General features: G+C 66.3%; 26 protein-coding genes. 18 read left to right on the plus strand and 8 right to left on the minus strand.

Translation table 11 applies throughout. The features are described 5' to 3' along the window. From ACFXHA_RS43150 to ACFXHA_RS43160, 3 genes are all read left to right on the plus strand, one after another. Complete coding sequence (locus ACFXHA_RS43150) at positions 1-738, plus strand: hypothetical protein (protein WP_379366852.1); 738 nt, start codon at positions 1-3, stop codon at positions 736-738. 25 nt (positions 739-763) lie between these two features. Then, entirely contained in the window at positions 764-1342 is a 579-nt protein-coding gene (locus ACFXHA_RS43155) for an isochorismatase family cysteine hydrolase (RefSeq protein WP_379366853.1), read from the plus strand. A gap of 67 nt (positions 1343-1409) precedes the next feature. After that, complete coding sequence (locus ACFXHA_RS43160; protein WP_379366855.1) at positions 1410-1817, plus strand: hypothetical protein; 408 nt, start codon at positions 1410-1412, stop codon at positions 1815-1817. Between the two features lie 68 nt (positions 1818-1885). Here ACFXHA_RS43160 and ACFXHA_RS43165 read toward each other — a convergent pair whose 3' ends face one another. Both ACFXHA_RS43165 and ACFXHA_RS43170 read right to left on the minus strand, forming a co-directional pair. Next, a complete protein-coding gene (locus ACFXHA_RS43165) occupies positions 1886-3070 on the minus strand; it encodes a hypothetical protein (RefSeq protein WP_379366856.1) in 1185 nt (394 codons plus the stop codon). A 212-nt stretch (positions 3071-3282) separates the two neighbouring features. Further along, positions 3283-4005, minus strand: coding sequence for a hypothetical protein (locus ACFXHA_RS43170; RefSeq protein ID WP_379366858.1), 723 nt, complete (start codon positions 4003-4005; stop codon positions 3283-3285). A gap of 1868 nt (positions 4006-5873) precedes the next feature. On the opposite strand from ACFXHA_RS43170, the gene ACFXHA_RS43175 reads away from it, so the two are divergent. Both ACFXHA_RS43175 and ACFXHA_RS43180 read left to right on the plus strand, forming a co-directional pair. Further along, the gene (locus ACFXHA_RS43175) at positions 5874-6233 is read left to right on the plus strand and encodes a hypothetical protein (RefSeq protein ID WP_379366859.1); all 360 of its coding nucleotides are present in this window, start codon (positions 5874-5876) and stop codon (positions 6231-6233) included. Next, positions 6230-9256 carry a tetratricopeptide repeat protein gene (locus tag ACFXHA_RS43180; protein WP_379366860.1) on the plus strand — a complete coding sequence of 1009 codons (3027 nt, stop codon included), beginning with the start codon at positions 6230-6232 and terminating at the stop codon, positions 9254-9256. The genes ACFXHA_RS43175 and ACFXHA_RS43180 overlap by 4 nt, the downstream gene beginning before the upstream one ends. Positions 9257-9340: 84 nt before the next feature. Here the strand turns inward: ACFXHA_RS43180 and ACFXHA_RS43185 are convergent, their stop codons facing one another. Then, a complete protein-coding gene (locus ACFXHA_RS43185) occupies positions 9341-10216 on the minus strand; it encodes a hypothetical protein (protein WP_379366862.1) in 876 nt (291 codons plus the stop codon). Beyond that, on the minus strand, positions 10217-11092 hold the full coding sequence (locus ACFXHA_RS43190; RefSeq protein ID WP_379366864.1) for a ParA family protein: 876 nt from the start codon (positions 11090-11092) through the stop codon (positions 10217-10219). It lies immediately after the preceding gene. A 632-nt stretch (positions 11093-11724) separates the two neighbouring features. Between ACFXHA_RS43190 and ACFXHA_RS43195 the strand changes: the two genes are divergently transcribed. From ACFXHA_RS43195 to ACFXHA_RS43215, 5 genes are all read left to right on the plus strand, one after another. Next, positions 11725-12003: a hypothetical protein gene (locus tag ACFXHA_RS43195; protein ID WP_379366866.1), complete on the plus strand. Its 279-nt coding sequence runs from the start codon at positions 11725-11727 to the stop codon at positions 12001-12003. Next, positions 12000-12722 (plus strand): RNA polymerase sigma factor, encoded by a 723-nt coding sequence (locus tag ACFXHA_RS43200; RefSeq protein ID WP_379366868.1) that lies wholly within the window; start codon positions 12000-12002, stop codon positions 12720-12722. Before ACFXHA_RS43195 ends, ACFXHA_RS43200 begins: the two co-directional genes overlap by 4 nt. After that, the gene (locus tag ACFXHA_RS43205) at positions 12722-12985 is read left to right on the plus strand and encodes a hypothetical protein (RefSeq protein WP_379366870.1); all 264 of its coding nucleotides are present in this window, start codon (positions 12722-12724) and stop codon (positions 12983-12985) included. Before ACFXHA_RS43200 ends, ACFXHA_RS43205 begins: the two co-directional genes overlap by 1 nt. After that, positions 12982-16635 carry a CHAT domain-containing protein gene (locus ACFXHA_RS43210; RefSeq protein WP_379366872.1) on the plus strand — a complete coding sequence of 1218 codons (3654 nt, stop codon included), beginning with the start codon at positions 12982-12984 and terminating at the stop codon, positions 16633-16635. The genes ACFXHA_RS43205 and ACFXHA_RS43210 overlap by 4 nt, the downstream gene beginning before the upstream one ends. A gap of 312 nt (positions 16636-16947) precedes the next feature. Then, positions 16948-18282, plus strand: coding sequence for a helix-turn-helix domain-containing protein (locus tag ACFXHA_RS43215; protein ID WP_379366874.1), 1335 nt, complete (start codon positions 16948-16950; stop codon positions 18280-18282). Between the two features lie 41 nt (positions 18283-18323). Here the strand turns inward: ACFXHA_RS43215 and ACFXHA_RS43220 are convergent, their stop codons facing one another. Then, positions 18324-18668 carry a hypothetical protein gene (locus ACFXHA_RS43220; RefSeq protein WP_379366876.1) on the minus strand — a complete coding sequence of 115 codons (345 nt, stop codon included), beginning with the start codon at positions 18666-18668 and terminating at the stop codon, positions 18324-18326. 94 nt (positions 18669-18762) lie between these two features. Continuing rightward, on the minus strand, positions 18763-19680 hold the full coding sequence (locus tag ACFXHA_RS43225) for a hypothetical protein (RefSeq protein WP_379366878.1): 918 nt from the start codon (positions 19678-19680) through the stop codon (positions 18763-18765). A gap of 280 nt (positions 19681-19960) precedes the next feature. Between ACFXHA_RS43225 and ACFXHA_RS43230 the strand changes: the two genes are divergently transcribed. The 4 genes from ACFXHA_RS43230 (at position 19961) to ACFXHA_RS43245 (ending at position 21896) form a co-directional block, all read left to right on the plus strand. Continuing rightward, entirely contained in the window at positions 19961-20356 is a 396-nt protein-coding gene (locus ACFXHA_RS43230) for a hypothetical protein (protein ID WP_379366880.1), read from the plus strand. Between the two features lie 52 nt (positions 20357-20408). Next, entirely contained in the window at positions 20409-20909 is a 501-nt protein-coding gene (locus ACFXHA_RS43235; RefSeq protein WP_379366882.1) for a hypothetical protein, read from the plus strand. A gap of 102 nt (positions 20910-21011) precedes the next feature. Beyond that, on the plus strand, positions 21012-21446 hold the full coding sequence (locus ACFXHA_RS43240; RefSeq protein WP_379366884.1) for a hypothetical protein: 435 nt from the start codon (positions 21012-21014) through the stop codon (positions 21444-21446). A gap of 12 nt (positions 21447-21458) precedes the next feature. Then, positions 21459-21896 carry a hypothetical protein gene (locus ACFXHA_RS43245; RefSeq protein WP_379366885.1) on the plus strand — a complete coding sequence of 146 codons (438 nt, stop codon included), beginning with the start codon at positions 21459-21461 and terminating at the stop codon, positions 21894-21896. 73 nt (positions 21897-21969) lie between these two features. Here the strand turns inward: ACFXHA_RS43245 and ACFXHA_RS43250 are convergent, their stop codons facing one another. Next, positions 21970-22878 carry a phosphotransferase enzyme family protein gene (locus ACFXHA_RS43250; protein WP_379366887.1) on the minus strand — a complete coding sequence of 303 codons (909 nt, stop codon included), beginning with the start codon at positions 22876-22878 and terminating at the stop codon, positions 21970-21972. A gap of 305 nt (positions 22879-23183) precedes the next feature. On the opposite strand from ACFXHA_RS43250, the gene ACFXHA_RS43255 reads away from it, so the two are divergent. Both ACFXHA_RS43255 and ACFXHA_RS43260 read left to right on the plus strand, forming a co-directional pair. Then, the gene (locus tag ACFXHA_RS43255; protein WP_379366888.1) at positions 23184-23672 is read left to right on the plus strand and encodes an RNA polymerase sigma factor; all 489 of its coding nucleotides are present in this window, start codon (positions 23184-23186) and stop codon (positions 23670-23672) included. 20 nt (positions 23673-23692) lie between these two features. Beyond that, on the plus strand, positions 23693-23836 hold the full coding sequence (locus tag ACFXHA_RS43260; protein WP_379366890.1) for a hypothetical protein: 144 nt from the start codon (positions 23693-23695) through the stop codon (positions 23834-23836). Positions 23837-24421: 585 nt separating this feature from the next. On the opposite strand, the gene ACFXHA_RS43265 is transcribed toward ACFXHA_RS43260, so the two are convergent. Continuing rightward, complete coding sequence (locus ACFXHA_RS43265; protein WP_379366892.1) at positions 24422-24634, minus strand: hypothetical protein; 213 nt, start codon at positions 24632-24634, stop codon at positions 24422-24424. Positions 24635-24962: 328 nt separating this feature from the next. Here ACFXHA_RS43265 and ACFXHA_RS43270 point away from each other — a divergent pair, with 328 nt between their 5' ends. Both ACFXHA_RS43270 and ACFXHA_RS43275 read left to right on the plus strand, forming a co-directional pair. Further along, complete coding sequence (locus tag ACFXHA_RS43270; protein WP_379366893.1) at positions 24963-25259, plus strand: hypothetical protein; 297 nt, start codon at positions 24963-24965, stop codon at positions 25257-25259. Positions 25260-25419: 160 nt separating this feature from the next. Then, positions 25420-26208 carry a hypothetical protein gene (locus ACFXHA_RS43275; RefSeq protein ID WP_379366895.1) on the plus strand — a complete coding sequence of 263 codons (789 nt, stop codon included), beginning with the start codon at positions 25420-25422 and terminating at the stop codon, positions 26206-26208. The last annotated feature ends 20 nt before the right edge of the window (positions 26209-26228 follow it).

The raw sequence follows: 26228 nt of genomic DNA on the forward strand, positions 1-26228 counted from the left end.
ATGACCCCGACCGACCCGATCGACTGGACCTCGTTCAACCTGAACATGGACATCGGAGGTCCGGTCGTCGGTGACTACAGCGACCCAGGAATGTTGCACTGGTCGGGACAGGCCACCTACACCGTCGCCGTCGCCGACGGAACCGACTGGCGGCCCGACCAGGACCAGGCGCTGTCGGTCGCGCGCATCGAGGACGGCGAGGACCTGTATTCGGAGTGGACGGTCCTGACGATGGGCGGGCTGATCGTCGACCCGCGCAGCGTCGAAGCCCGCATTCCGCGGCTGCTCAACGAAATCTCCGAGGACTACGACCATTTCGGGGTGCTGTTCGACGGCACCGACTTCCACCCCGACCTGATGGACCACATCGACGGGGTCTTCGGCAGCCGGGCCGTGCTGATCGACCGGGTGCACATGGCACCGGCGTGGCGCGGGCACGGTGGTGTGGGGCGGTTGCTGATCAGCCGCATCCTGCGGCTGTTCGCCGCCGACGCCAAGGTCGTGGCCACCAACCCGTTCCCGATCGTCCTGTTCACCGAACGCGACGGCCACGCCCGGCTGACCGCACATCCGCGGTTCGACGAGGAACTGGCCAAGGTACAGCGCACCTGGGCGTCACTCGGGTTCCAGCTCTATAAGGACCCGATCTGGGTGATGGATCCCGCCCGGTCCGGCCATGCCGATGCGGTGGCCGAGCTGGAACGCCGGCTCGCGGCCGCGCCTGCGCACAGTCGGTAGAACCGCGCGAAAAACAGGAGGTCTCGTGCCGACTCCGAGTGCGTCTGAGACGCCGTGGAGACCCGCGCTGCTGTGCGTCGATCTGCAGAACGGATTCGTCACCCCGGCTGCGGCACACGTCGTGCCGGTGGTCACCGACCTGGTGAGCTGGTGGCTGGACACCGGTCATCCGGTGGTGTTCACCCGCTACTTCAACTACCCCGGGTCGCCCTACCAGCGGCTGCTCGGATGGCACGGGCTGCTCGATGCACCGGATACCGACATCGTCGACGAACTGACGGTCTTTGCCGAGGATCCCCGCGCGCACGTCATCGACAAGACCGTCTATACCGCCCTGACCCCTGCGGGGACACAGCTGCTGGACCACCTCGGCGTCACCGATCTGATGGTGTGCGGAATCGCCACCGACGCCTGCGTTTTGAAGACGGTCCTGGATGCCTTCGAGGCCGGCATCACCCCCTGGGTGCTGGCCGACGCCTGCGCCTCGAACACCACCCGCCACCCACCGCGGCAACTGCACGACTCGGCCATCCTGCTCATGTCCCGGCTCGTCGGCGCCGGCCAGATCATCGACGTCGAGCAAGCGCTCAGGCTGGCGCGGTAGTCCGATCCGGTCGGCACCGGCGCGCCGTCACCGCACGCCCCGGATCGGGCGAGGAAGATCGCCGGGCATGACGACAGCTGACGAGGAATTTCAGGCACTGGGGTGGGACCCTCACACCTTCGAGGTGCTCGGGCGGGTCATGCACGTGTTGTTCAATACCCCCGGCCCGCTGAGCGAATGCCTCGGATTCCGCTTGTGGCCCACCCTTCCCGGCGGCGGGTACGTGTTGTGCTGGCGCGGCGTCGCACCGACCGAAGAGGAGATCGTCGAGTACCTGCTCGAGGCCGCGGCCGACGACGTCCAGACCACGGTGCTGCGCCCCGGAGATGTTCGCCGGTTCCGAAAAGGCCCCTATTACACCGAAGTCGATGTCTCGGGCGTGATCTTCCAGCTCCGCCCCGAACCGATGCCCCAGCCCCACACCTACGCCGCCATGGGCGAGTATTGGCGCACCGGCGCACTGACCAGGCCATAAAACTGCCAGCAATCCGGACTACTCGTGGTCGACCATGGCGACTGGTCCTTTGTCGGGCGTGCGCTGGGTCAGTGGTCGTTATCGTCTCTGGCTTCTGTGTCTTCGTGCTCGGATCGATCCGGCGGGCGAGAGCCTGGTACGGATTCCTCGCCGCTGAGCATGGTCGACGCGAGGTCGATGGTGTCAGCGACATCGCGGTCGTCGACCGAGCTCTGCAGCGCGGTGGCGGCAGTCGCACCGAGAGATCCGTCGTCCAGGAGCGCATCCACCCGCTGCAGTTCCTGCGCCAGGCGCAGCACTTCCTCGACGTCGGTGTCGGAAACTTGGTTCTGTAGCGCGGTGGCGTCGGTCGTCCCGAGAGATCCGCGGTCCAGGAGCGCATCCACCCGCTGCAGGGAAAGCTCGGCGCGCGACGGCCTGGGTGCGCTGGCATTGGTCCTAGGCGGATCGGCTGATCCGGTGCGAAGATGCTGGATCGCGGTCTCCAGGCCAGGCAGGGCCCGGGTGAGCAGGTGCCGGTCCTGGAGGAGCTCAAGGATCACCTGCAGCGCCGCGTCCCGATCGGTGTGGCTGTCGGCGCGGTCGGTGTCGGGCTCGATTTGGCGGATGGCCTCGATCAGCTCCGAGTACGGTATCTGCCCGGTCGCTGCCGCGTAGCGCATGAGGCTCATGAGGTCGGAGGGCACCTCGGCCCACATCGTGTGGAAACGGTCGAGGTCGGACCGGAGTTGCTGGTCCGCCGCATCATTCCGGCCGGTCTGGTTCAGGTCGGCAGTCACATTCTCGAACGTCGTGCGGTCGAGTTCCTGACCTTGCGCATTACGTCGCTGGATATCGACAAGACTGGTCTTGTGCGTCTCCGTGCGCAGCGAGGCATAGAAGTCCCTGCTCTCGCGTGGCGTGAGTACCTCGGCACTGATGAAGCGCAGATTCAGCCCGGGCAGCGCCGGTGGCATGAATGTGGTGAATGCCTTGGCACGGGCGTTGATCAGCAGCCGGACTTCGTTGAAATCGGCGAGGTTGTGCGACTGCCCGATCTCCTGGAATGGGTAGTGACCGGACAGGTAACTCTCGAGTGCCATCGGCAGATCGGAGGTTCCGGCGCGCACCACCGCGATCTCGTCGGTGACCGAGGCGAGGAAGCGGGCCCGAATGGTGAAATCACCCGCGTCCTTCGAAGGAATCTCGAAGTTCACCATGACCGTGGTGTCGCGGGCGACATCGACCACACTGACGTCGGTGGCGGCCAGCACGGTCGGTGAGTTCAGCGCCAGTGCGAAATTGTCGAGAATGTACTCGCCGTCCACCCGGTACACCAGCCGGTGATTTCCCCGCCTTCGCGGTACCTCGTCGGCGGTACGGGTTCGCTTGGCGGGCAACAGCTTTCCGATCCCGCGCCCGCCGAAGAGCTTCGGCTGCGGAACATTGTCGAGGACACGATGCTCGACGATCGGATACGGCTTGCTCATGTCGTCCTCCTGCGACGAGAAAGAGCACGCAGCCATTCGTCCTTCTCCATCAGGCGCGACCACCGGCGATCAACAGCTTTGGAGGTCACCCCTTCGGCTTCGGCGATCTCCTCGTTCTGCCAATCCGATGCCTTGGCCCAGATGATTCGCCGATCACGCGCCTCCATCTGCGCCAGTTCGCGGCGCACCATATCGGTGCGGGTGGCGAATTCTTCGGGACCCATTCCGGGCGGGGCGGAGATCAGGCTGGTGAGGAGGCCGTTCAGATCGGTGCCAGGGTCATCGAGGCGTGTGAGCGCAGCCCACCGCTGCTCTTCTTTCCGCTGTCTGGTGAATTCGTTGACGAAGGCCAACACGCAGCCGGTCACGAAGTACGTGGCCATGCTGGCCCTGCCGGTGGGATCCCAACCGTTCCCGTCGAGCGCCCGACGGCGGAAGGTGCACAAGCCGACAGCCACGGACATGGTCTTCAGATCGGCCCGAAGCTCGGCGCTACGTTGCAGGTCGGCCAGCTCGCCATCGGTCGGATTGAGCGCGATCCCTTTTTCCGCGGTTACCGCGAAGATCTTTCCGGATCGCAGCCACCCGCCCATCACACCCAACCCGTGTCGCGCCAGCCTGTCTTGAACCCGCTCCCAGTGCGGGCCCTCGAAACGTGCCTTCTGTAGCAGCTCGAACAATTCAGCATCCGCTGCTCTTCCTTCGTCGAGCTCCGTCATGGCGCCCAATTCCATCCATCGCCGTGGGCGCCCTTCTGCCGACGGACTGCTCGACGACTGGTGTCCTCGTCGTAGTCGTCCCGCTGCCCGCTGCCGGCCAGACTCGTGATCCTTGATCTGTTCATACGGATCCCGCCGGGCCGAATCCCCCCATATCCGGCAGGAAGATGAATCAGCTGAACGAGGGGATACCTTGCCCGGCTCGGCAATAGGACATCGGCAACGAGCTCGACTCGAAAAGGAACGCTCATGCCGATCACCCCCGATCAAAAGGCTGGTCCCGCGCACCGGGACATCGCGATAGTAGGCCCGATCCGGCCGCCTGGGACATGCCTTGCCCGCAATCGCGCCGTCGAGCTGCGCTCCGCGAAGCCGTTGAGGGGCACAGCATTCGGACCACGCCAGGAAGTTTCGGCCAGGTCCGAGATCGACTCGCGATTTCTACGATCGGTTCGGCGGCAATCGAGCAGTCACATCCTCGACAGCCGACAGAGTCGTGTCACCCCGCGGGCAGGCAGGGGATGACGGGTGTTCATTGTCGGACTGTTCACCACTCACGGGGGCCTCGCGTTCGGTCTCGCGCTCGTCTTGTTCGTCGTGTGGCTCACGCAAGACGGGCCTGCGCGCCTCCTTGCGGCCTTCGTCGCTGTTCGTACCGAGGACAAAGCGAAAAGGGCTGCGGCACACAAGGTCCTGGACCAGACCAAGCGCAGTTCCAGATCGTTCCCGATCTCACTTCGGCTTCAGCACACACAAAACCCGTTCGAGGAGAGTGCTGCACCGATTGGTCACCGAGAGCCCGGCCGATCTTGAGACTCAGGTACCTGCTCCGGAGGACCGTATCCACTGCGCCTTCGCGATCCCTCAATGCGCAAGGTCTCGGTCACCCTGCCCGCCCCCACGGTGCAGGTTCGCTCGGCGGCACGGGCCCAGACACGGTTACACGCCAACTATCCGGTCGGCGACCGACACCTAGCAGATCACGCTGCACACCGAAACCAGCACTCACACCCGGAGCGCTAGACCCACATGCCCGTCGGTGACCATTCTTAGCAAACCAGCGATCAGAGTGCTGAGCCCGTCACACAGATCGACTTGGGCATCCTCGGGCGGCGGCAGATATCCGCCCTACCAACTCCAGACCACACCGATGACGCGTCACGTGACAGCATCCAGTCGGATTCTCGCACGCATACCTTGCCGACCAAGATCGCCAACTACTTGCGGTCGGCACCAGCGCTCAACGTCGAAGGCCCCGGATCCCTCGGAGAGATCGGGGCCTTCTGCTGTGGAGGTGTCCGACGCCAACGGACCGCCTCGCGGCTCGAGCTCGACTGCATGCCAACGGTCATCCCTCGATGCCATTCTATGGTCGCAAGGTTTCCCCTGAGGTTCGATCCCACCGGCTCGCCAGAGTCTGTGGCACCGTTCAAGCCGTTGAACAGCACAAACGTCGTGACTGTTGGGGAATTCTCACAAGATGTCCAACGGTTCCCTCGGACTGTCCAACGAGGTGCGCACTTCCTGGCGATCACCCCCTGAAAGATGTTGGACACGAACTGCTTCGGGAACACGGGGTAAGGCTGGGCAAAGCCGCGACCGACGGGCCATCATTCGAGATGCAGCTGCGGCTCCATGCCGCAGCACCGCGGTGTGAGGACGCCAACTTCGGACCGCGGTGTGAGCCCCGGCCCCATGCCTGATGTCTCGACTGCATGCCAACCAATGAGCGGTGTGTGCGGAGCAACGACATACCCGAGATCGCCAGTGGGTCAGCAGCATTCACTGTTGACCTTGTCTCGGCGCATCCCGGGTCGTTTCGTAGTTCTCCGGGCCCTCCGCGCCTGCGCGTGACCTCGGAGAACGCCATGAACGACGAACGGATGCCCACCGACTCCGTCCCTCCCGCCATCCCTCCCCCTGTACCGAACACCCCAGCGGAACGCGATGCTCCACCGCCCGCACAGACACCGCCCCCGGCGAATGAGCGCCGCGAATGGACCTGGCCGGCGGTCACGGTGACCTGCGTGCTGACACTGGGGGCGCTGGTGTTCGCGTGGTCGTTGATCCGCTCGGGTGCCGACCCGAAAACCACCATCGGGATCGCCTTGGCGGTGGTGCTCGGCGTAGTGGTCATCGTGGTGCCGACTCTGGGCGGCGGCTCAGGCTGGCATCGCCTGGTCGAGGCCGTGCGGATCCTGCTGGGCGACGGCGGCTCACGGCGATGATCCCCCCGCTCAGCGATCAGTTGGCGCGGGCGCGGTCAGGGCGAGAGTTCCTCGACGTGCTGCAGTTCCTGAAGCAGCGATCTGGCCGCTCGGCCGCGCACATCGCCACCATCGCCAAAATTCCCCGCAGCACCGCCTACAACTTCGTGTCCAATGGCAATACTGCACTGCCCATCAACCGTGACCACGTCGAGCGGTTCGTCCGCGCCTGCAAAGTCCCGAAGAAGGATGTCGAGGAGGTGATGCGCACTTGGGAGCGGCTCACCACCGAGGACCGGCCCGTCCCCGGGCCGAGTCCGCACAGCCTTCCGTCGGCGGTGTTCGCACCTCCCGCAGCACCGGGCCCGCTGTCGAGGTCCCGGACCGATCGGCCGCCGCGCGTGGTGAATCCGTCGATGATCGAATTCGAGCCGGAGTCGCCCAGCGATGTCGGTGCCGCCGTGCGTCAACAACTCCGCCAAATCCTGGTGTCGGCCGGGCTGAGCGACCACGATCTGCTCGAACCCTTGGTCGCCGAGCTCCGGCAGCGTGGATGTCGCCCACGCAAGGCGTGGCGGTTGGCCAACGAGCTCACCCAGGAGAAGGTCGCCGCGGCTTACAACTGGCTCAGCGGCAAACCCACCGCACCGATGAGGTCGAGCCGGATCTCGGAGTACGAATCCTGGCCCGGACCGCGCGGCCGCGGCCGCGGCCAGCCGCGCCCGACCCTGGAGGTGCTCAAGAACCTGGCAGTCATCTACTCGACTCGCTGGGACAATCTCGTCGATGCTGCCGACCTCCTAGCGATGCCGCCCGCCGACCTCGACGCCTACCGAGACGCACGTGCAGGAACGACCACGAGGCCGTCAGGGCGAGGGATCGCCCGCGTCTCCTCGTCCTTTGTCGGCCGCTACGAGCAACAGCAGTGGCTGCGGGACCGCATCGAGGCGCATCTTGATCACGGCGGACCCGCCGTTCATGTGGTGAACGGGCTGCCCGGCGTGGGGAAGACGATGTTGGCCCGCTGGCTGGTGGATACCTTCGCCGAGCGGTATCCGGACGGGGTTCTCTGGAAGAAGCTGCACGGGCACACAGACGGCCAGCCCCCGCTCGCCCCAGCGATAGCGCTCGAGCAGATGCTGATAGAGATGGGAAGGGCGCCGGAACTGATCAGCCGCGGTGATTGCGCGCAACAGTGGCGCTGCGTGATGCGCGACCGGCGCATGCTCATCGTCTTGGACGATGTACTCGACTCGCAACAAGTTCTGGAGCTGCTGCCCCACGCGCCCGGCTGCTTCGTGCTGATCACCAGCCGTCACGACCTGACTGGATTGACTGGCGTGACCCCGTTGCCGTTGGACAGCATGCCCATGGCGGAGGCCGAGGAGTTGCTGGTCACGTTGGGACAGCTGCCGCCGGATTACGACCGGGACGCTGCCCAGAAGGTCCTTCGGGCCTCGGGTGGCCTGCCGCTGGCGATCCGCCTGATGGCGGGCCAACTCGCCTACCGTGGCCCCGATATGCTGCGCTCCGCGGCCGCCGAGTTCACCTCCCTGACCGAGAGGATGCAACAGGGTCGCGCCGGAGAGATCAACGATCGGTCCGCCGAGCGAACCCTGGACGCGTTCGCGGCGGAGAAGGACAGTGTGCGCGCGGCCTTCGACATGTCCTACCAGCGCCTGTCAGACCCGATGTTGCAGCGCACGATGCGCTTGCTGGGCTGGTTCCCCGGTACCGAGATCACCCCCCAGATCCTCGCGGCTGTGGCGGATGTGCCCGTCGAGATGGCCCACGCACAGGCACGACACCTCCACGAAGCCGGTCTGCTGGACTTCATGAGCGAACAAGGCCCGCGCTACCGCATCCACGACCTGGTACGCATGTTTGCGCGCGCCCAAGCAGCAGGCGAGGACCCCCCCTCCGTGCGCAGCGCCGTGCTACACCGGCTCGTCGGCCACAGTCTGCAGATCGCCGAACTTCTTATTCCGCCGGAACGTTTCGTGATGGCCGGCATCCTCACGCGCCCGCGGCGACCCTTCGCGCCCGGCGCGGTCGCAGCGGCTCAAACCTGGCTGACCCGCGAACAGGCAATGCTGGTCGAATTGGTGCGCGAGGCGGCATCCGAACAGCGGACCGGTGAACTGGCTCGGCTGCTCGCCGCGGCCCTGTCGGGCCTGAGGCAGTGGGACGACGCACGCGGCCTGTTCATCCGCGCACTGGAGATCGCCCGCTTCGACGGCGACCGCGACGCCGAACGCGATGCGCTGTTCGGCCTGGCCACCAACTACCACCTCGCCTTCGCCTACGAGCCCGCCGCGAATTGCTACGCACAGGCGTACGAGATCGCGCAGGACCTCGGTTCGAGCAGACGTGCCATGGTGGCGCGTTGGGGCTTCGCGGAGGCGAGTAGACACATCGGGGAATACAGGGCCGCTTACAAGGCCTATTGCGACGTACACGAGTCCGCCCGAACGCTGAGCGACCTACGGCTCGTAGAGGAATCATTGCGCGGCATGGGGTCGGTGAATCTACTCGAAGGCCGCGAGCCGCAAGCACGCTCCTGCTTCTGCAAGGCGCTCGATTCCGCTGAGAAATCCGACGATCCACACGGCCGAGGCTGGTCGCTGTTGTACATCGCCGCCTGTGACCGTGAGCTGGGTATGCTCGACACCGCACTAAGCAGAATGGAACAGGCCGTTCGACTTGCAGAGCAAGTCGGTGACCGCAGGCTACATGTCGGGGCGCTTCGCCAATTCGGCCAAATCTTCCATCAGAGAGAAGACCCTGTCCTGGCCCGGCGCTACTACTCCGAATCCCTTGCAATGGCACGCCGCAACGGCGACGTGCACGGCGAGGCCGACGCCCTGCACATGATGGGCATCCTCGAAGCCAACCGCGGTGCGCGAAAGTACGCCCGTGAACTGCTGGGCGAGTCACTCACCCGCTACCAGGCCATGGGCGCGAAACCCGCCGCGGGGCAGGTCATCGAGAGATTGGGCGTGTTGGGGCCGGATGAAGTAGCGGCAGACACTCCGGTGCACTAAGTGTCGCTTATTTGATCGCATACCTGGCCGACCAAGATCGCTAAGGGCGCCGGGGCACACATTCGAACGCGCCCTGATGCCGCACTATTTGCTCTCTTTGCCGACAGCCTTCTCGATACGACGGGCATGCGCGATGAGCGCGGCGGCGAAGGCGCGGGCCTCGTCAGGGTGCTTCTGAGCTCGCTTGGCGACCTTGTCGGCGACGGTAGCGACCCGCTGCCCCTCGGCGGCGAACCAGGTTCGCGACTGCTCGTCGGCCTGCTCGTCGGCCTCGGGCGTCCCGGCAAGACCGAGCACGACGCGAACAACCTCGAGGACGGTATCGCGGTCCCAGCCGGCGCCCTCCGGCAGCGCAGCGACGATCGCCACGACCGCCTTCTGCACGAGCGCGGCGGTGATCTTCGGGCCGTTGCTGGCGGCGGCAGCCTCGCCAGCCAGGGTGAGATACAGGTCGGTGGCGGCGGTGTTGCCGTGTCGGTCGACCAGGGGCAACAGTTCGCGCACCTGCCGTTCGTTGATCTTGTCCCCCATCGGGGACAAGGCGATCGGTTCGGCGATCGTCGAGGCGCTGATCAGGCGGTAGGCGTGGGAGGTCTGCATCTGCCAGCGGTCGACCACGTACTCCTCGAAGGTGGCGTGGGTGCCGCGGTAGAGCCGCGCGGCGGAGATGACCTTCAACGCCTTGCCGGCGCGCCAGAACGCCACCCGCAGCACATCCAGTGCCGCTTCGCACGCCTCGAGGTGACCGCGCTCGGCTGCGGTGAGCTCCCCGCTCGCGTCGGGCTGCTCGTAGGGTTCGGGGATGTCGGCGACCGGCGCGGACACCGCGACGGGCGGATGCGCGACGGCGGCGGCGATCCCGGCCGGCAGGTGCGCAGTCGCCGGGCTGTCGCCGCCGGCGACACCGCGTTCGAGGACGACGGTGGTGCCTTCGACCTTGGGGATTTCTCGGCGCGCCATCTAGTTGCTCACCTTCTGCAGCTCGGCCTCACCGATCACGGCGAGGTAGCGGTCAACGTAGGCTTCCGCGGACATCTGCATCGCGATGCGGGTCTTGGAGTCGTCGGCGGACTGTGGTGGTTCAGAGAACTCGACGGCCCGCTCCGCGCCCGCGGACAGCGCCAGGTGTGGGTTCCACACCGCTTCACCCCAGGTGGCGGCGGCCTCCTCGGTGCGGGTCTTGTGGGTCGACACCCCGGTGCGGACCTTGTTGACGATGACCCCGATCAGCCGTGCCCGCATGGACAGTGACAGCTGGTAGTGCGGGTCGTTGATCATCGCGTCGAGGCGGCGCGCGCCACGTAGGCCGTCGTAGTCCGGTGTCATGACCGCGATGACGTTGACGCCGTGGCCGTCGGCGTCGGGTTCCCGCGAGGCCAGGGTCAGGTGCAGCAGATGTCCGAGGGTGGGGGCGACGTCGATGAGGACGTCGTCGAACTCGCCCAGAAGCGGCGTCAGCGCCCGGCGGAGGCGCAGGTGCGAGCCGGGGACCCCCGCCTCGGGAACCCGGTTCTCCAGCTCGATACGCGACGGCGCGAGGGTGATGTTGTCGGCCCAGTCGCCGTCCCACTGGCACGGCAGCAGGCACGAACGCAGCACCTCGGAGGACGCGGTCTGGATGACTTCAGCCATGCTGGGCCGCTCCTCGATCTGCTCCTCGAGGTAGCCCATGCGGCGGGTCAGGTTGCCCTGAGGATCCATGTCGATACACAGCACGCGCCGCGGCGCACCGCCCCGGTTGCGGCGCTTGGCCAGCTCGGCCGCGGCGAGGGTGAGAGCCTGCGTCTTACCGACGCCGCCCTTGTGATTACCGAAAACGGTGGGTTGCGCGGTCATGATGCCTCGTCCTTTCCCAAATCCCGTGCTGCCGTGACGAGTCCGTCCCGCCACCCGGAACCAGGCCGGAGGCGGAGATGTACGCGCGACGCGGGTCCGATTTGTCCCCCATGGGGGACATGTGACGTCCGGCGCGGATCCGTCATCGACGAAATCGCCAGCAACACCGGGGATCATATAGCTCCCGCCGGTCGATCACGCGTTTCCGGAACGGCGGTGCGCCCTCTTCGGTGACCGAGAGCCCTCGGAGGCCCACGGCCTGCTCGCGGCAGTCCGAGGTGTAGGAGTCGCCGAAATCGATGCTCACGGAGGCGAATCGGATGATGTGTCACATACGCCCGCTGGTGGGTGCATCGACATGCAGGGCGCGAACGGGGGCCAGTGAGAATCACAAATCCGGCCGCAGACACATGGCGGCGATTCGGAAGCCGTCGGACCGGGCCCGCGAACGCCCCCGACCGCCGCACTGGCACCAACGGCGTTGTCGTGGGCGGCTTCCCTCGCGATCCCGCGGCCCCTGACCACGGAGATCGCAGCGACCGAGCAGCGCCGGCGATGTTTGTTGCCCGTTTCCGGCTTCCCGATGGTTCTTGTTGTGAGAGCACTACTTCGAGACCAGGAGGTCGATCCGCATGTCGCTCGTCTTGTCGTTGCCGGTGCTGGTGCCGGCGGTCCCGGCCCTAGCGGCCGGGGTGGTGGTGGCCATCCGCCGCAGCGGGGTCCTCGACACGGTCGAGCGTATCCTGCGCTACAGGAACAAAACTCGGGTGGACGTCGTCCGTGAACAGGCACGGATGGCAGCGTTGCCGCTGGAGCCGGGGACCGAACTGTCGCACACCATCGCGGACGGATCCTCGCTGACGATCCGGCGGGTCGAGCCGCACGAGGACGGCGGGAGGACCCGAGCGTGAGCACCGACGACGACGCCGAGGACCGACCTCGGCACGAGGAATCCGAGGAGGAGCCCCAGCGCGGCGACGAGGACCCGCTGGTGGTCCGTGGCGAGAGCGCCGGGCTGCTGGAACGGCCTGCCCCGCATGCGGTCCCGCAGGCCCGCGCGGAATGGAGCGCCGACGCCGAGGCCCTCCCCCAGCCCCTCGACGCACTGCTTCCCGCCGATTCCGGGACCGCGGCGGTCTCGGCGGCACCGTTCGATTTCATCGAGTTCATGCAGACCAACCGGTCGGCGCTGCTGCGTCAGATGCGCAGAATCTGCTGCGGGGACACCGAACTCGCCGAGGATGTCGTGCAGATGACATTCCTGGCCGCGCACAAGCGGTGTGAACAGCTCGCGCAGCATCCCCATCCGGTGGGCTGGCTGTACACGGTGGCGACGAACGCGGCCGTCACCCTGCTGCAGCGTGAGCACCTGGGCCGCCGCAAACACACCGAAGCCGCCCACACCGAAGCCGTCGGCCGGACCGGTGCCGGGTACGGGTCGCTGCTGGACCTGGTCGAGGAGCTGGGTGACCTCCGCGAACGCCAGGTCATCACGCTGACCTACTTCTATGGGTACTCCCGTAAGGAGATCGCGGCCGCGCTGGGAATTTCGGTACGCACCGTGACGTCGGTGAAAAGCAAGGCGCTGCAGCGGTTGAAGTCGTTGCTCACCGAGGAAGGAGACCACTGATGACCGCATCCGATCCTCGCGGTGTCGACACCGTGCGAGAAGCATTCCTCAACCTGAAACGGCAGACGACCGACCTGGAACTGCATGCCCTGCTGCACGACCGCGAACCGGTCGGCGACATCGACGATCTGGACGCCGCCGTGGCCGAAGTGGTCGCCGGGGTCGAGCAGCAGCGCCGAGCCCGCGCAGCACGCAAGCCGGGTGCACCGATCGCACGGCCGTGTGATCTGAGCGGATCCCCGAGGCGGCAAGGCTCGGCATGACCAGCGACCCGGCGCGGCGGCTGCGAGCACGACTGGACTGCTTTGCCGCCGAACGAAATCCGGCGATCGTGCTGGATCCCCGCGCCCTCGAGGAAGCGGCCGCCATCCTGGCCGTCGTCGGTGAACAACTCACCACACACGCCGAGGCGGTGGCGCTGGTCGGACGGCTGCGCTGGTATCGATTCCAGCTCATGCCCGACCCCGACCACGACACCGACCTCGACGAGATGATCCGGCTGTTCAGCGCACTGGCCGCCGAACGACCCGACCTGCTTCCGCTGCCCGTATTGGCGGTGCTGCGCCCGGACGCGGTGCCCGGATCCTGCGCAGCGTCGATGTCGTTGGTGGATGAGTTCCTCGCCGAGCACGATCAGACCGACGACGTGAAGGCATTGCACTCGGCCGCCGCACTGCTGTGCCGCATGTTGGGGGTCGATGGCGGGCCCGCTGAGGGCGAGGGTTTCAGCGACCGTGTCGAGGAGATCCTGCGGCGTATCCGGCGGGCGGCGCCACCGAACCGGCCGCAAGGGGGACCGTCGGCGGGCGCGGCGGGCGTCGCCACGAAGGGGTCTCACTCACCGCGCACCCTGGCCGAGATGTCGCAGGTGCTCGAGAGCTACCGCGACCGCGCCCGACCTATCCCGGCAACCGATTCCAGCCACGCCACCTGGCATTGGGGCACCCCCACTCACTCACAACACGAGCATCAGATCGTGCAGCGGGTGCAGAGTCTGACAGAAAGCGAGCTGTTGGGTGCGGACGCCGGGGAGGCCACCGCGGCGGAGGCGGCGTCGTCCATCTTGTTGCGCGTCGCCGCTGAAAACCTCGACGAGATCGATGATCTCGACACGATGATCCGTCATTTCAGGCGCATGCTGGATCGGCTGCCGACCGGCCATGAGGGTGCCGAGCAGATATTGAGGGTGACCGCCTATCTGGTGTCGGCACTGGAACGCCGGTTTCGGCGGACGGCTGAGCTGAGCGATCTCGAGGAGGCTATCGAGCTGTCACGCGTAGCCCTCGCGAGTACATCCGGTGCTGCCCCCACTGACCTTGCCGCGGCTATGACCGATCTCGCGCGGCTGATGTTGATGCGTGGCCAGCGCACCGACACGGTGACCGACCTCGAGGAGGCGTGCCACACGGCACGCTTGGTACTCGAGATGACGCCCATCGACGATTCCGAGGGCCCGCACCGACTTTCGCTGCTGGCCTACGCCTTGCACGAAATCGGCAGACAGACTGGTGAACTGGCTCCGCTATCGGAGTCGGTCGCGGTATATCGGCGCTTGGTCCACCAGACCGGTGAGGATGTGACCGCAACCCGCCGCGGCCTGGCGGGGTTGGCGTTGGCGCTGCGAACGCTCAGTGACAGGACCGGCGACAAGGCCACTCTCGAGGAGGCGATCTCGACCTGTCGGCGGCTGATCGACCTGACTCCGGTCAGTGGGCCGAACTATCCACGGTGGGCGTCCCACCTCGCGCTCATGTTGCGGGCCCGCTACGAACAGACCGGTGCGGTCACTGACCTCGACGAGGCCCTCAGGGCAGCGCGCACGGCCGTGGAGTGCGCGCCCCACGACGCCAACCTGGCATCCAACCTCGGGTTGATCCTGCGGACGCGCGGTGAACTCACCGGCGCGCTGGCCGACCTCGACGAGGCGATCCGCGCGCATCGACATGTGCTGGCGCTGGTCTCCGCCGGGCGCCCCGACTCTCCGGACTGGCTGTCGAACCTGGCATTGGCTCTACGGGCCCGTGTCCAGCGCACCGGTGATCGAGACGACCTCGACGAGGCGATCAGTCTCGCCCGACGGGCGCTCGCGCAGACCCCGCAGGATCATCCCGCCTGCGCCGGCCGAGTATCCAATCTCGCGCTCATGCTGCAGTCCAGCTACCAAATCTGCGAGGACAGAAGACAACTCAGCGAAGCTGCACAGCTGATGCGCAGGGCCGTCGCCGCTGTTCCCGACGGCCATCCACACAGAGCACGCCAAATTCTCAACCTCGGTGGTGTACTCGCCGCGGTCGCGGCGGCTTCGGGCAACATGGCAGCAAGGACTGAGGCCATCGCGGCCTTCGAACAGGTGCTAGCCAGTCCGGGCACCACCTGGTCGATGCAGGCCATCGCGGCGATGCAACTAGGCACCATGGCAGCGGCAGTAGGCGACTGGCCGACGGCGACCACAGGATTCGCGCGCGCCATCGACCTGTTGGGTATGACCGCCGGCCAGATATCCGACCGAGACGGCCAGTGGCATCTGCTCCGGTTCTCGAAGCTGGCCTCCGACGCTGTCGCGTGCGCCCTCAACGCCGAGGCCTTCGACTACGCCGTAGAGCTGTTCGAACGTGGCCGCGGCATCTTGTACAACCGTGCGCTGGACCTGCACGAGGACCTGAGCGAGCTGGCCGCCGCCGCACCGGAGGCGGCTGCTCGGTTCGCCGATTTGCGCGATCGGCTCGCCGAAGACGCGCCGCAGCGGGTGGCGGCGGCCAGCGAGTGGACAGAGTTGGTCGAGCACATCCGCGCGATGCCCGGGTTTGAGAACTTCCTGCAGGCTCCCCGCCTGACAGAGATGATGCAGGCCGCCGTCGACGGTCCGATCGTGCTGCTCAACGTCAGCGACTACCGCTCGGACGCGATCGTGCTGGAGCCCAACATGATCCATTTTGTCGACCTGCCGCTACTGGACCCCGACACCGTGAACGAGCGGTACTCGCAATTCACCACCGCGCTGTCGAAGTCGACGACGAGGGCCGAACGATTCCTCCAGCAGCGGGAACTGACCGCAGTCCTGGAATGGCTGTGGGACGCCATCGTCGACCCGGTCCTCGATCGAATCCGGCTGGACGAGCGGTGCCCGCAACCTGAATTGCCCCGGGTGTGGTGGTGTCCATCGGGAGTCCTGTCGTTCCTGCCGCTTCACGCGGCTGGGCGGTACAGCGCACCGCATGCTGAGCAACCGGCAGCCAACGCCCTGGATCGTGTGATCTCCTCCTACACCCCCACCGTGCGCGCCCTGACCCGTAGCCGCCGCGCAGGCGGGAATCCTTCCAGGATTCGAGCACTGGGCGTCATCGTGTCCGAAGTGCCCGGGCTGCGCTCCGTCCTTCGCGGTGCCGCCGCCGAAGGTCACGCGATGCTGGAGAACTTGCCGGGCAGCGCGATCCTCAGGGACGCCGCCGCCACCCGGCAGGCGGTTCTCGCGGCCATGCAGGACGTCACCGTGGTCCATTTCGCCTGCCACGGCCTGGTCGACGCCACCGACCCTCCCTCCAGCCGCCTGCTGCTGGCCGACGGTTCCCTGACCGTGCGCGACATTTCGAGGACCTCCCTGTCCCGGGGCGCCTGCGCCTACCTGTCGGCCTGCGGTACGGCACGCCGATCCGAGCAACTGCCCGACGAGCCGGTCAACCTGGCCGCGGCGTTCCTACTCGCCGGCTACCGCAACGTTGTTGCCACCCTCTGGGACGTCGACGACGAGGTGGCCGCGATCACCGCGCGAGACTTCTACGCCCAGCTCGGGCAATTCGACGAGATCACCGGAGCCGGAGTCGCGACCGCACTGCACGAGGCGACCCGTCATCTGCGCGACCTGTATCCGAGCGTTCCGCAGTTGTGGGCGGCCACGATCCACGTCGGCACCTGACCCAGCCCTCGAACGAGTTCCGGCGCCAGCTCACTGTCCAAATACGAGGGCAAGACGGCTAACCGTCTATCCAAAACAGCTGGTAGTGCATCGTTTTGGCTTGCCGGGTGGGGTGTGGCCGGATTTCGATGGGAGCGAACGGCGGCGACGCTCGGCAGAATCGACAAGCCCCCGGGTACGGACGTGGGGTGCGCACGGCTGTCCCAGTCGCGGGAAGCGCCAGACTGTTTAAGGCGGCCGCTGGGCAAAGGCGCCGCGTTGCACGGCGTGTCGGCATATTCTCGGGTCCAGCACACCTGCTGGGGGCGAAACATGTTGCACGGCGAAGACATTCGAGCAGCGCGACGGGCGCGCGGCTGGTCGATCCCGATCCTGGCGGCCGCGTTGACCGAGGCCGCGCAGCGCCAGGGCGTGCATTTGATGAGCCCGGCGTCGCTGAAGACCTCGATCTCGCGCTGGGAGAACGGGCACGTCTCCCCCGATGACCTGTACTCGCGGCTGCTGGCCGCAGTGCTGTATCTGCCGTACGCCGGGGACCCGCTCGCGCGAGGTGTCGAATATCCCCGTGACATCGTCGACACGATCACCGTGCTCGACGCCCTCGCCGACGCCGACCACGGCGGGGATGCGGCGCTGGCCACCGCGGGTGCCATCACCAGCATGGGCGCCTCCCAGGTCGTGACCGGCTACCTGTTCGCCGGGTCCCCCGCCCTGGCCCTGGGCCCGGCCGGGCCGGTGCGCGGCGTTGAGGTCGCCGACCGGATCCGTACGACGGTGGCGGCGATGATGAGCATGGACTTCGCCCGCGGCGGCGGGCATGTTCGCCGACAGCTGCTGGAGTTCTTCCGCACTCAGGTGGTGCCGCAGCTGCACGCGGTGCATCCGGAGGCGGTGCGCCGTGAGATCTTCTCCGCGGCCGCCGAAGTCGCCCAGCTGCTGGGCTGGTCGGCCTACGACGCGGGCCGCCACCCGGCCGCGATCCGCTACTTCGTGCAAGGCCTGCGCCTGGCCGAGGAGGGCTCCGACCAGCTGATGGGCGGGCGGCTGCTGGCGAACCTGTCACACCAGGCCAACTTCATGGGCCGCTTCGACGACGCGGTCATGTACGCGCGCGCCGCCCAGCAAGCGCTGCAAGGCCGCCACAGCCCCGCGGTCGAAACCATGTGCGTGATGATGGAGGCGCGCGGGCTGGCCAGCCTGTCCGACCAGCACGCCACCGCGCTGGTCATCCACCGCGCCGAGCAGATCTTCGAACGCCGCCACGACGACGAACCGGGCTGGATCGGCTACTACGACCCCGCCGAACTCGCCGGCGACGCCAGCCACTGCTGGCGCGACCTGCAACTCGCCCCCGAAACGAAGACCTTCGTCGGCGAGGCCCTGACCGAGGACACCCCGCCGCGCACCCGCGCGTTCATCCAGATGGTCGCCGCCGACGGCGCCCTGGTCGCCGGGGACCTCGACGAGGCCGGCGCGCTGGCCGCGGCCGCGGTCGTCAACGGCGGGGACCTGCGCTCGGCGCGATATCTGCAGTACCTCAAGGACTTCCACGACCGGCTGCCGCCCGGCGCGGCCCGCCACCGCGCGCTCGCCGAATTCGTCGACCTCCTGCACACCCACCATCCGGCGATCGTGGCGGCCCGCTGACCGCACGAACGTAGCCGGCGAAATAGCCACTGCTGGCGCACTTATTGTGGGCCGCTGGGCCTTCCGGCCATGGCATGTAGAACACCGAGTAGCCACTGCAGCTTGGCACCGGGGTTCCGGGCGGACGTGACGAGCGTGAGGATCCCGCCGACGAGCACCACGGTGATCCAGACGACGGTCCACGGCGTCGCGATGTGCGCGACGATGAGCACGAGCGCGAAGGTGAGGGCGGCGGGCACCAGCACGCAGGCCAGGGTCACCGTGGGCCAGGTCCACATCGCCGGGCTGCCCGCCGCGTCCGGCGAATACTCACCGGGATCCTCGATTGCGTTCTCGGTCAGATCTTTTGAGATCTGTGCCTGAAACTTCTGCTTCTTCTCGACCACGGGCAGGACGGTACGAGCAGGGTTCTCCACGCCCCGGATTCCGCGTATCAGCGCGGCACTGGAAAAGGACCTGACCGTGGTCAATCCACCATGGTCACCTGGTTCGGGTGGGTGTCGGCGGTGTGGCCAGCATCGACATCTCCTGCAGTGCTGTGAGGGCGGCGCTTTCGATGGTGGGGTCGGTGATGCCGAAGTAGGTGCGCATCCGCAGGTGGGCCTCGTAGAAGGCGCACGCCGCGGCCGCGACCACAGCGGCCAATGTTTCCAGCGTGAGGCCGGGCATCGCGGTGCTCATGCCCTCCCGGCTGGGCGAAATCACGTGCTTGTGCAGCAGCGCTTCGATATTGGGCTGGGAGTGCACGGCCGCGGAGAACAGGCGGAAGGCGAACTTGCCGTGCCCGCCGCCGCTGCCGTCGGCGTCCAGGACCCAGCCGACGATGTCGGTGTCGCTGGGGATCTTCTTGTCGAAGTAGTGCGGCGACCAGGGCTGCGCGGCACCGGCAACGGTGAAGCCCATGCGCCGGGCGTCGGCGCAGAGCTGGGTGATCTGGGTTTGCAGCAGCTGGGCGGCCGGGCTGGTCGGGTCACCGATCAGATTGCGTTGCTCGGCGAGCATGTGGGCGTGCAGGTTCAGTGCGCGCCGCATCCGTTCCCGCACCTCGATGCCAGGATCGAGCAGATAGAAACAATGTCCGGAGGACACAGTCACGATGCGCGCCAACGAGATCGGGCTGTAGAGGATCTTCGGCGCGGTGGCCGCCAACGCGATGGTGCGCAGGTGATCCTCGGCGCGGCGCAGGTACCCGACCGCGTGCATGTGCAGGTTGTCCACCGGCTGACGGCTCCATGCCCCGGTGTAGTGGTGCTGGGCGTAGCCGTCACGGCGTGCCTGGCAGGTCGGCTTGTAAGGCTTGCTAGTGTCGTAGGTGTCGGTTTCGAACGCGTCGGCGACAGCGACGATGGAACGCGCGAGCTGCCCCAGGCTGCGCTCGGGCACAGAAATCGGCCTCACAGATTCGACCTCACAGATACTCGGAACACCGGCAGGGGAAACCCGGACTACCGCAGCATGGTGGATCGGAGTTCATGCGCAGGGCAAGCGAATTCCCGGTCACCCCGAGATCGTGAAAGCCCGGTGAACATGCCGATCGATCATTTCCGTACGCCAAAGTCGGAGCAATGGGCCAGGGGCTCTGCAGGGGTGCGGCGGTCGCCGCGAGGCAGGTAACCGGCCTGTGGATGCGGCACAGCGGCGATGATGGGTCTGCGCTGTCGAACAGAGGGAGGTCACGATGACCGCGTCTGACGAATCCGCCGGTGCCGCAACGGCTGTCGTTCGGTATGGGATTTTCATATCGGTGCCCGCGCTTGCGGAGGACGACGGTGACGATCTCGTGCTGCAGTTCGTGGTGAACGGCCCGGTCGTGCCCCGGGTGGGTGAGCGGCTGGAGTTCGACGGTCCCGAGGGCCGCAACCTGTCGCTGGTCGTCTCGGAGGTCGAGCATGCCTTCTTGATCAAGTCTGCGACGTCGGCTGAGCGCACCACCGTCCTCGTCACCGCCGAAATCGATAGCTCGACCCCCGTGATCGATACCGCCCGGGAGCTGCTGGAACCAGCGGTCCTGCAACGATGGTTGTCGCATTTCGAGCAGCTCGAGTTCCCCGAGCACCTCCGTCGCTGCCTCTGAAACAGCGCGCGTCTCCCGGAGGCGGGCCATCGCCCGGGGCTAGGGTCCTCGCATGGAGTGGGCCGCCGCCGTCATCGCCGTGATCAGCGCCGTCATCGCCGCGTTCAGCGCACTCTATGCCCGCAACCAGGCACAGTCCGCGAAGACCTCCGCGCTCGCGACCGAGCAGATGGCTGCGATCGAAGCCCAGCGCCGACACGACGAACTCGCACCGGTGTGGGAGGAGGCACTGCGTTGGGCAGCCACGACCGGTGGGTCGTGGAAGGTGGAGCTCCGACTGAAGCAGGGTCGACTGGATCATCTCGTGCTCGAGATTTGCGACAGCCCCGGCATCATTTTCGACGTCGGCCGTCAGGCCAGCGTGGTCGCTGATCGGCTCGAACGCCCCGGTGCACTGCAGCCCGGCGACTCGGTGCCCTTCTGGGTGAAGGTCAGCACCGCGCACGAGAGAAGGTTGCGGCTGCGCGTGACGGCCAGCCTGGAAGGCAAACCGTGGCAGCCGATCGTGCTGCCCGACAGCGAAGTCATTGCGGGCGTGGGAGAAGAACCCTGACCAGCTGGACCCGCCCGCGAAGGTCGCCCGAATAGTCCCGATCATCTTGTGGGGCATGGCGATCGAGGGTTTCTTGTCGGTGCCCGATGCGATACTCGCCCCGTGCGTCTGCTGCAGCTGTCTCCGGCGCGAATCGGGATCGCGCTCTGGTATCTGATGATCGCCTACCTCGTCGTCGCCTCGGCGGTGATCTCGTCGGTGTGGATCGGGTCGGTGCACCGCAGCTGGGACATGCCCCTGCTGCAGCTGTACCTCGAACCGCTCGTCATCCACCTCGTCGCGGACTGCGCCGTCTGGCAGACATTCCGTTCGACCGACCTGGGTCATCGCCGATACATCCGCCGCTCGGTCTGCGCGATGGCTGCGGTCGTCGCCACGGTGGCCGCGTTGGCGACCTGGGAGCGCCTTGGGCATTTCGACCTGGCCGCCGGGCTGGTGATGGCAGTCATCTGCGGTGCTGGGCCGCTGATGCTCGCCTTGTTCTTCCTGGACGACCGCCAGACCTACCCCACGTTCGAGGCGAAAAACCCTGCCTGACAGGAGTATCCGATGCGCCGACGACCGCGTCGCCCACTGCGCTACCTGCTGGTGCTGACCGCGCTGCCCGTGGCGGTCTTGCTGTGGGGCAGCTGGGCCGAACTGGGTGCGATGACCGAGTTGCGGGCCCTGCACCCCCTGCCCGGTCTGGCCGACCATCTCACCCTCGATCTGTCGCTGACGCCCGCGGTGTCGCTGCTGGGGTTTCTGCTGTGGGTCACCCAGCTGTGGTCGAGAAAGCCGCGAGTGCTGCCCCGCCGCGGTGCGGCGGCGATGTCGGCGGTCGGGCTGATCGCGGTCGCTGGCTACCTCGCCATCCACACAGCAGGCTGGTCGGTGGCCTCTCCGGCACCGGCAGCGGTTCTCGCTGCGGTCAGTTGCACGCCGATCCTGGTCGCTGCTGCGGCGGCGTTGCTGTGGGGTTCCCGCAGCCCGGTCCAGCCCGAATAGCCCGCGCCACCGGCGCTATGGGTCGGCTTTGTCTCCCATGGGTGACATTTCCACGGAGTTCCCATTGGGGTATTCAGAAGCCGCACCAGGGCTCGACGAGACGACCGGTGCGGATGGTGGCCATCCGTTTGTCGTATTCGGCGCGGACGCGGGGCGAGTGGTCGACGTTCTGGGCCAGCCAGCTGATCATCTTCAGCTGCATCACCGCCTGCAGCACCGGCCATCCCGACCAGGTGGTGACGTCGTAGTCGTAGGCAGCGGCGAAGGCCTGATAGTCGGCCGGGTCGAGCATGCCCATCGAGGTCTCCGCGGCGGTCTTGGCCAGATCCCATTCCGCCGGCCCGACCGCGAACGCCTCCAAATCGATCAATACCGCCTGCCCGTCGCTGATCATCACGTTTTTCACGTGCGCATCACCGTGCAGAGCCACCACCGGCAGCGTGAAGCTCAGTGTGGCCAGCTCCTGCTCGAGCTCGGCGACGCGCCGCCGCAGAAACTCCGCGTCGCCGACCGCGATCGGCGCCGAATCCAGCCGCGCCGCAACGTGTCCGAACCCCTGCACGGGCGGCAGCGGCAGCTCCGCAGGCCGCGGCAGCTGGTGCAGTCGGCGCAGCAACCCGCCCAGGATCCCGGCCTCCGCGATATCGGCGGCCCGGCCGGGAATGAACTGCCAGAACGTGATCGGGTGCCCATCGACGTCGATCGGCTGCTGCTGGTCGTCGATCTGGAAGATCTGGGCGGCGGGGAACTGCTGCGCGGCAAGCCACTCGGCGACAGCGACCTCCTTGACCGCATCATCCCAATGCGTCCTGTCGCGGGCGATGCGGACCACCACCGGCGCGGATTGCAGCTGGTAGAGCATGTTCTCCCCCAGCCGCAGCAGGCTCGCACCCGCAGGGTCCAGGCCGACATCGCGGCAGGCGCGATCCAGTACCGCGTCGATCGTCTCGGGCAAGAACACGGAGGCAGCGGAATTGGACACGACTTCCAGGCTATGGGTCACTGTCAACCGCCCGCAGACAGATCGAAGCCTCCGCGGTCGAGCCCCAGCTGCGACATGGCCGAGATGTGACAGGAGTCACAGTTGTTACGAGGGGAGATTCCGGGGCCGACATTCGTATTAGTCGCGAGGTTCGTCAACCCTGGCGAACCCCCGGCCCGCCTAGGCCGCACCACGGACAAGTGGTGGGCTGGCGGCAACCGGTTGAAGTTGGAGGAACCGTCGATGATTGATTATCGGCGTTTCAGCAGTAACGTGGCGCGCTCGGTTCGAACGGGCCGCCACTGATGAGCGATACCGCCGAGTTCGAGCAGTATATCCGGGAAAATCTTCCCAAAATGACCGGATACGCACTCAGGCTGTGTCGTTCGAATGCTCCGCTGGCCGAGGAACTCGTTCACCAGGCGACCATCAAAGTATGGAAGCGCTGGAAGGAAGAGGGCCTGAAAGCCAGGCGCCATGTATACCCTGCTTTGGATTCGGTTTTTGTCGACTATGTGCGCGACCAGAAGCGGAAGAACGAAACCCTCACGGTTGACTTCGAGTTTCTCGATCGCAAATCTGATGTGGACTACGTCTGCGATGTCGTCGAAGAAGTACGCAAGGCAATCAGGGAATTGCCGATTCGCTTCCGGCAGGTCGTCTTCCTGACGTACTACATGGGCCTGAAACCGGCACTGGTCGCTAAAGACCTGGGAAAGACGCCGGCATGGGTGAGCAGGACCTTGTATGACGCTCACGTTCTGCTCCGGGAAAAGCTCAAGGACGTGACCTAGAGAGGGGTAGGGAAGGGACCGTGGACGTTGAAAAGTGTCTTGCAGCGGATGCCCGGATCCTGGCCCAGGAGCTTGCGAAAATCGATTTCCAAGCCCTTGGAGACAGGATCATGGCCTCGGTGCATGCCTTGGAAAACGACACCATCAACCCCAACCTCCGCTAACTAGTCGAGGGGCAGTCGGACGTTGTTGACTGCCCCGAGACTCCTTGCGGGGCCGACCGGACACAACGCCCGGTCGACCCCGCAGGAGTCTCGGGGCGGGTCCGGCTGCCTCAAAACGCCGGCAGGCTGGGCCAGCCATGGAGTTGGCCGTCACCTCCGGTTCTCGCAAGAGCTCGTAAAGACAAAGGTCTTGCGAGGCAGTTGAATGAGATTGGGTTAGGTGGAACCATCCGCCATCACAGGCGGGAAAGGAAAATGAAATGCTACGGGCAGATGATTCGAACTCGACTGTCTGATAGCTCACCAAATCCTCCAAGTCAAACGTTTGCCGCACTCGAAACAAAATCGGAGAGAACGAAAGTTCATGATCGAATTCCATGAAATCCGTCGACGGGAAGGAGGTGCGAGTTAAGCATGCGTAATGCAATCGACCGCCAATACTGCGGTCGGAACAGCGCAGAGGACCGCCTTTAACGGTTCCGCTGCCGTGATTGGTGAGAGTTGATCAAGGTCAAGCCGATCAACTCATAGTACGTAGGCCGGCGTCCAGGATTTTGTCGTCCAACTTGGATGCCGGCCTACGTTTCAAATGATGCCGAGTTCGCGCATCTTGAGCATGGCGCTAGTGATGGCCAGCGTGACACCCCCGGCACCGGTGCCGGTGACCCAGATCAGCTTCAGCACCTTGAAGGCGTCCGCGCGCCGCTTGGCATCCGGGCAAGAAATTGCCACGTAGGCCGAGTAGCCGACGAGCGTCGCGACGAAAAGGAAGTATCCGATGAGAAACCAGAGCAGCATTCAGAGCCTTTCGAGCCTTTCGGTTTTTGCTGTCGGCATCTATTACGATCAGCGGCCACCGAATCTCCCCCGTGGGGGCGAAAGGCTCAACAGGTGAGCGGGCCGTGTCGCGACCCGCGCCCACGGCGGGCACGGTCGTGAGCGCCGGTGCCGACACGGCCTAGCCGTGCCGTTTCATGAGACACCGAGCTCTACAGGCACGACGGGCGTAGGGAGGATGCGCGGCGCATAATCTTCGCCGCTTACTGAAAAATCGCTGGTCACGTGCCGAGCGAGGAAACCGACAGTCACAATCGATGGACCAGCCCGCCGACGAGACGAGGTGACCATGAGTGACGCAACCGCCGACGCGGCCCTGTACCGGTTTACTGCCGACATGCTCGACGCCTACGGCGAGGATTGGCCGGACCGGCTGATCAAGAACCTGAAATTCGATCCCGCCGCTGCGAATATCGAACTCCCGCCCCCGGTCGACGATCCCGCCGACATGCAGGTGATGGTCCTCCTTCGGGTGTCCTGGCCGGACTATGAGCGGCTGAAGGCGGCCGCCGACGCCGCGGACACCACCATCGAAGACCTCGTCCTCGCCCGCGCGCTCACCGATCCCAGCACGACGGATTCCTGACCGCACGGCCATGGCCACGTCCTCGCCGACGGGGAGGGTGCAAAAGGTGTGTAAGTGCAGCGGACCCTCAACCTGGTCGAGAACGATCTAGACCTGTGAATTTGTCGCGATACCGCGTCGCACCGACACCCTCTTGATCAAGCATGCAACACTAGAACGTATGTTCGAGAGCGGTGGGAGGCAGGGCGCGGCCGCCGACGGAGTCGATCCTGCCGCGTTGGCGACACTGCCCGTCGACCAGAAGCTGGCCATCTTGCGCCAGCGCATCGCCGCGGTCCCCGGCAAGATCGGTGCCACCACGTCGGCACCGGCACCCGCCGCCGATGTGCTGGCCGTCCCTGGCGCGCTCGGGGAACTGTTACCCGACGGCGGACTTACCCGCGGCACGATCGTCGGCTGCTCGCGCGGCGCGGTGTTGTGCGCGCTGCTGGCCGCCGCCAGCGCCTCGGGCACCCCGACCGCCGTGGTCTGCACACCCGGCACGCCACAACTGGGACTGCTGGCCTCCTGGGAGATGGGCGCGCGGTTGGATCGGATCGCGGTGATCCAGGTGAGCGCCGAGCAGGCCCTCACCGTGGTCGAGGTCCTTGCCGATGGTGTCGCGTTGATCGTCCTGGATGTGCCCGCCGCACGAGTACGACCCGCCCAGGTCGAAGGCCTGCGTGCCCGAGTCCGCGCCAAACGCGCGGTCCTGGTCGTCACCGGCGGCGATTGGGCGCGCCGCCCGCACCTGGGCATCGCGGTGCGCGGCATCGGATGCGGCGGGATCTCCCACGGCCGCGGCCGCATCCGCACCCTCGACTACGACGTCGAGGTCACTGCGGCGGGCCGCCCGCCGCGACGCGGACGCGTGACACTCACCGGCGATCTCGACGGCCATACCCGCTGGGTCCAGGTCTCCCCCGTGGCGGACGCGCCCCGGCGGCTGGGATTGGCGCACACCGGGTGAACAATCCACCTGCCAATCCG

Origin of the sequence: Nocardia sp. NPDC059240, from assembly GCF_042753865.1 — a bacterium.
Lineage (GTDB): Bacteria > Actinomycetota > Actinomycetes > Mycobacteriales > Mycobacteriaceae > Nocardia.

Coding starts and splice junctions, on each gene's coding strand:
- ACFXHA_RS43150 (WP_379366852.1), top strand. CDS start 1: ATGACCCCGACCGACCCGATCGACTGGACCTCGTTCAACCTGAACATG.
- ACFXHA_RS43160 (WP_379366855.1), top strand. CDS start 1,410: ATGACGACAGCTGACGAGGAATTTCAGGCACTGGGGTGGGACCCTCAC.
- ACFXHA_RS43170 (WP_379366858.1), bottom strand. CDS start 4,005: ATGACGGAGCTCGACGAAGGAAGAGCAGCGGATGCTGAATTGTTCGAG.
- ACFXHA_RS43175 (WP_379366859.1), top strand. CDS start 5,874: ATGAACGACGAACGGATGCCCACCGACTCCGTCCCTCCCGCCATCCCT.
- ACFXHA_RS43180 (WP_379366860.1), top strand. CDS start 6,230: ATGATCCCCCCGCTCAGCGATCAGTTGGCGCGGGCGCGGTCAGGGCGA.
- ACFXHA_RS43185 (WP_379366862.1), bottom strand. CDS start 10,216: ATGGCGCGCCGAGAAATCCCCAAGGTCGAAGGCACCACCGTCGTCCTC.
- ACFXHA_RS43190 (WP_379366864.1), bottom strand. CDS start 11,092: ATGACCGCGCAACCCACCGTTTTCGGTAATCACAAGGGCGGCGTCGGT.
- ACFXHA_RS43195 (WP_379366866.1), top strand. CDS start 11,725: ATGTCGCTCGTCTTGTCGTTGCCGGTGCTGGTGCCGGCGGTCCCGGCC.
- ACFXHA_RS43205 (WP_379366870.1), top strand. CDS start 12,722: ATGACCGCATCCGATCCTCGCGGTGTCGACACCGTGCGAGAAGCATTC.
- ACFXHA_RS43210 (WP_379366872.1), top strand. CDS start 12,982: ATGACCAGCGACCCGGCGCGGCGGCTGCGAGCACGACTGGACTGCTTT.
- ACFXHA_RS43215 (WP_379366874.1), top strand. CDS start 16,948: ATGTTGCACGGCGAAGACATTCGAGCAGCGCGACGGGCGCGCGGCTGG.
- ACFXHA_RS43230 (WP_379366880.1), top strand. CDS start 19,961: ATGACCGCGTCTGACGAATCCGCCGGTGCCGCAACGGCTGTCGTTCGG.
- ACFXHA_RS43235 (WP_379366882.1), top strand. CDS start 20,409: ATGGAGTGGGCCGCCGCCGTCATCGCCGTGATCAGCGCCGTCATCGCC.
- ACFXHA_RS43245 (WP_379366885.1), top strand. CDS start 21,459: ATGCGCCGACGACCGCGTCGCCCACTGCGCTACCTGCTGGTGCTGACC.
- ACFXHA_RS43255 (WP_379366888.1), top strand. CDS start 23,184: ATGAGCGATACCGCCGAGTTCGAGCAGTATATCCGGGAAAATCTTCCC.
- ACFXHA_RS43265 (WP_379366892.1), bottom strand. CDS start 24,634: ATGCTGCTCTGGTTTCTCATCGGATACTTCCTTTTCGTCGCGACGCTC.
- ACFXHA_RS43270 (WP_379366893.1), top strand. CDS start 24,963: ATGAGTGACGCAACCGCCGACGCGGCCCTGTACCGGTTTACTGCCGAC.
- ACFXHA_RS43275 (WP_379366895.1), top strand. CDS start 25,420: ATGTTCGAGAGCGGTGGGAGGCAGGGCGCGGCCGCCGACGGAGTCGAT.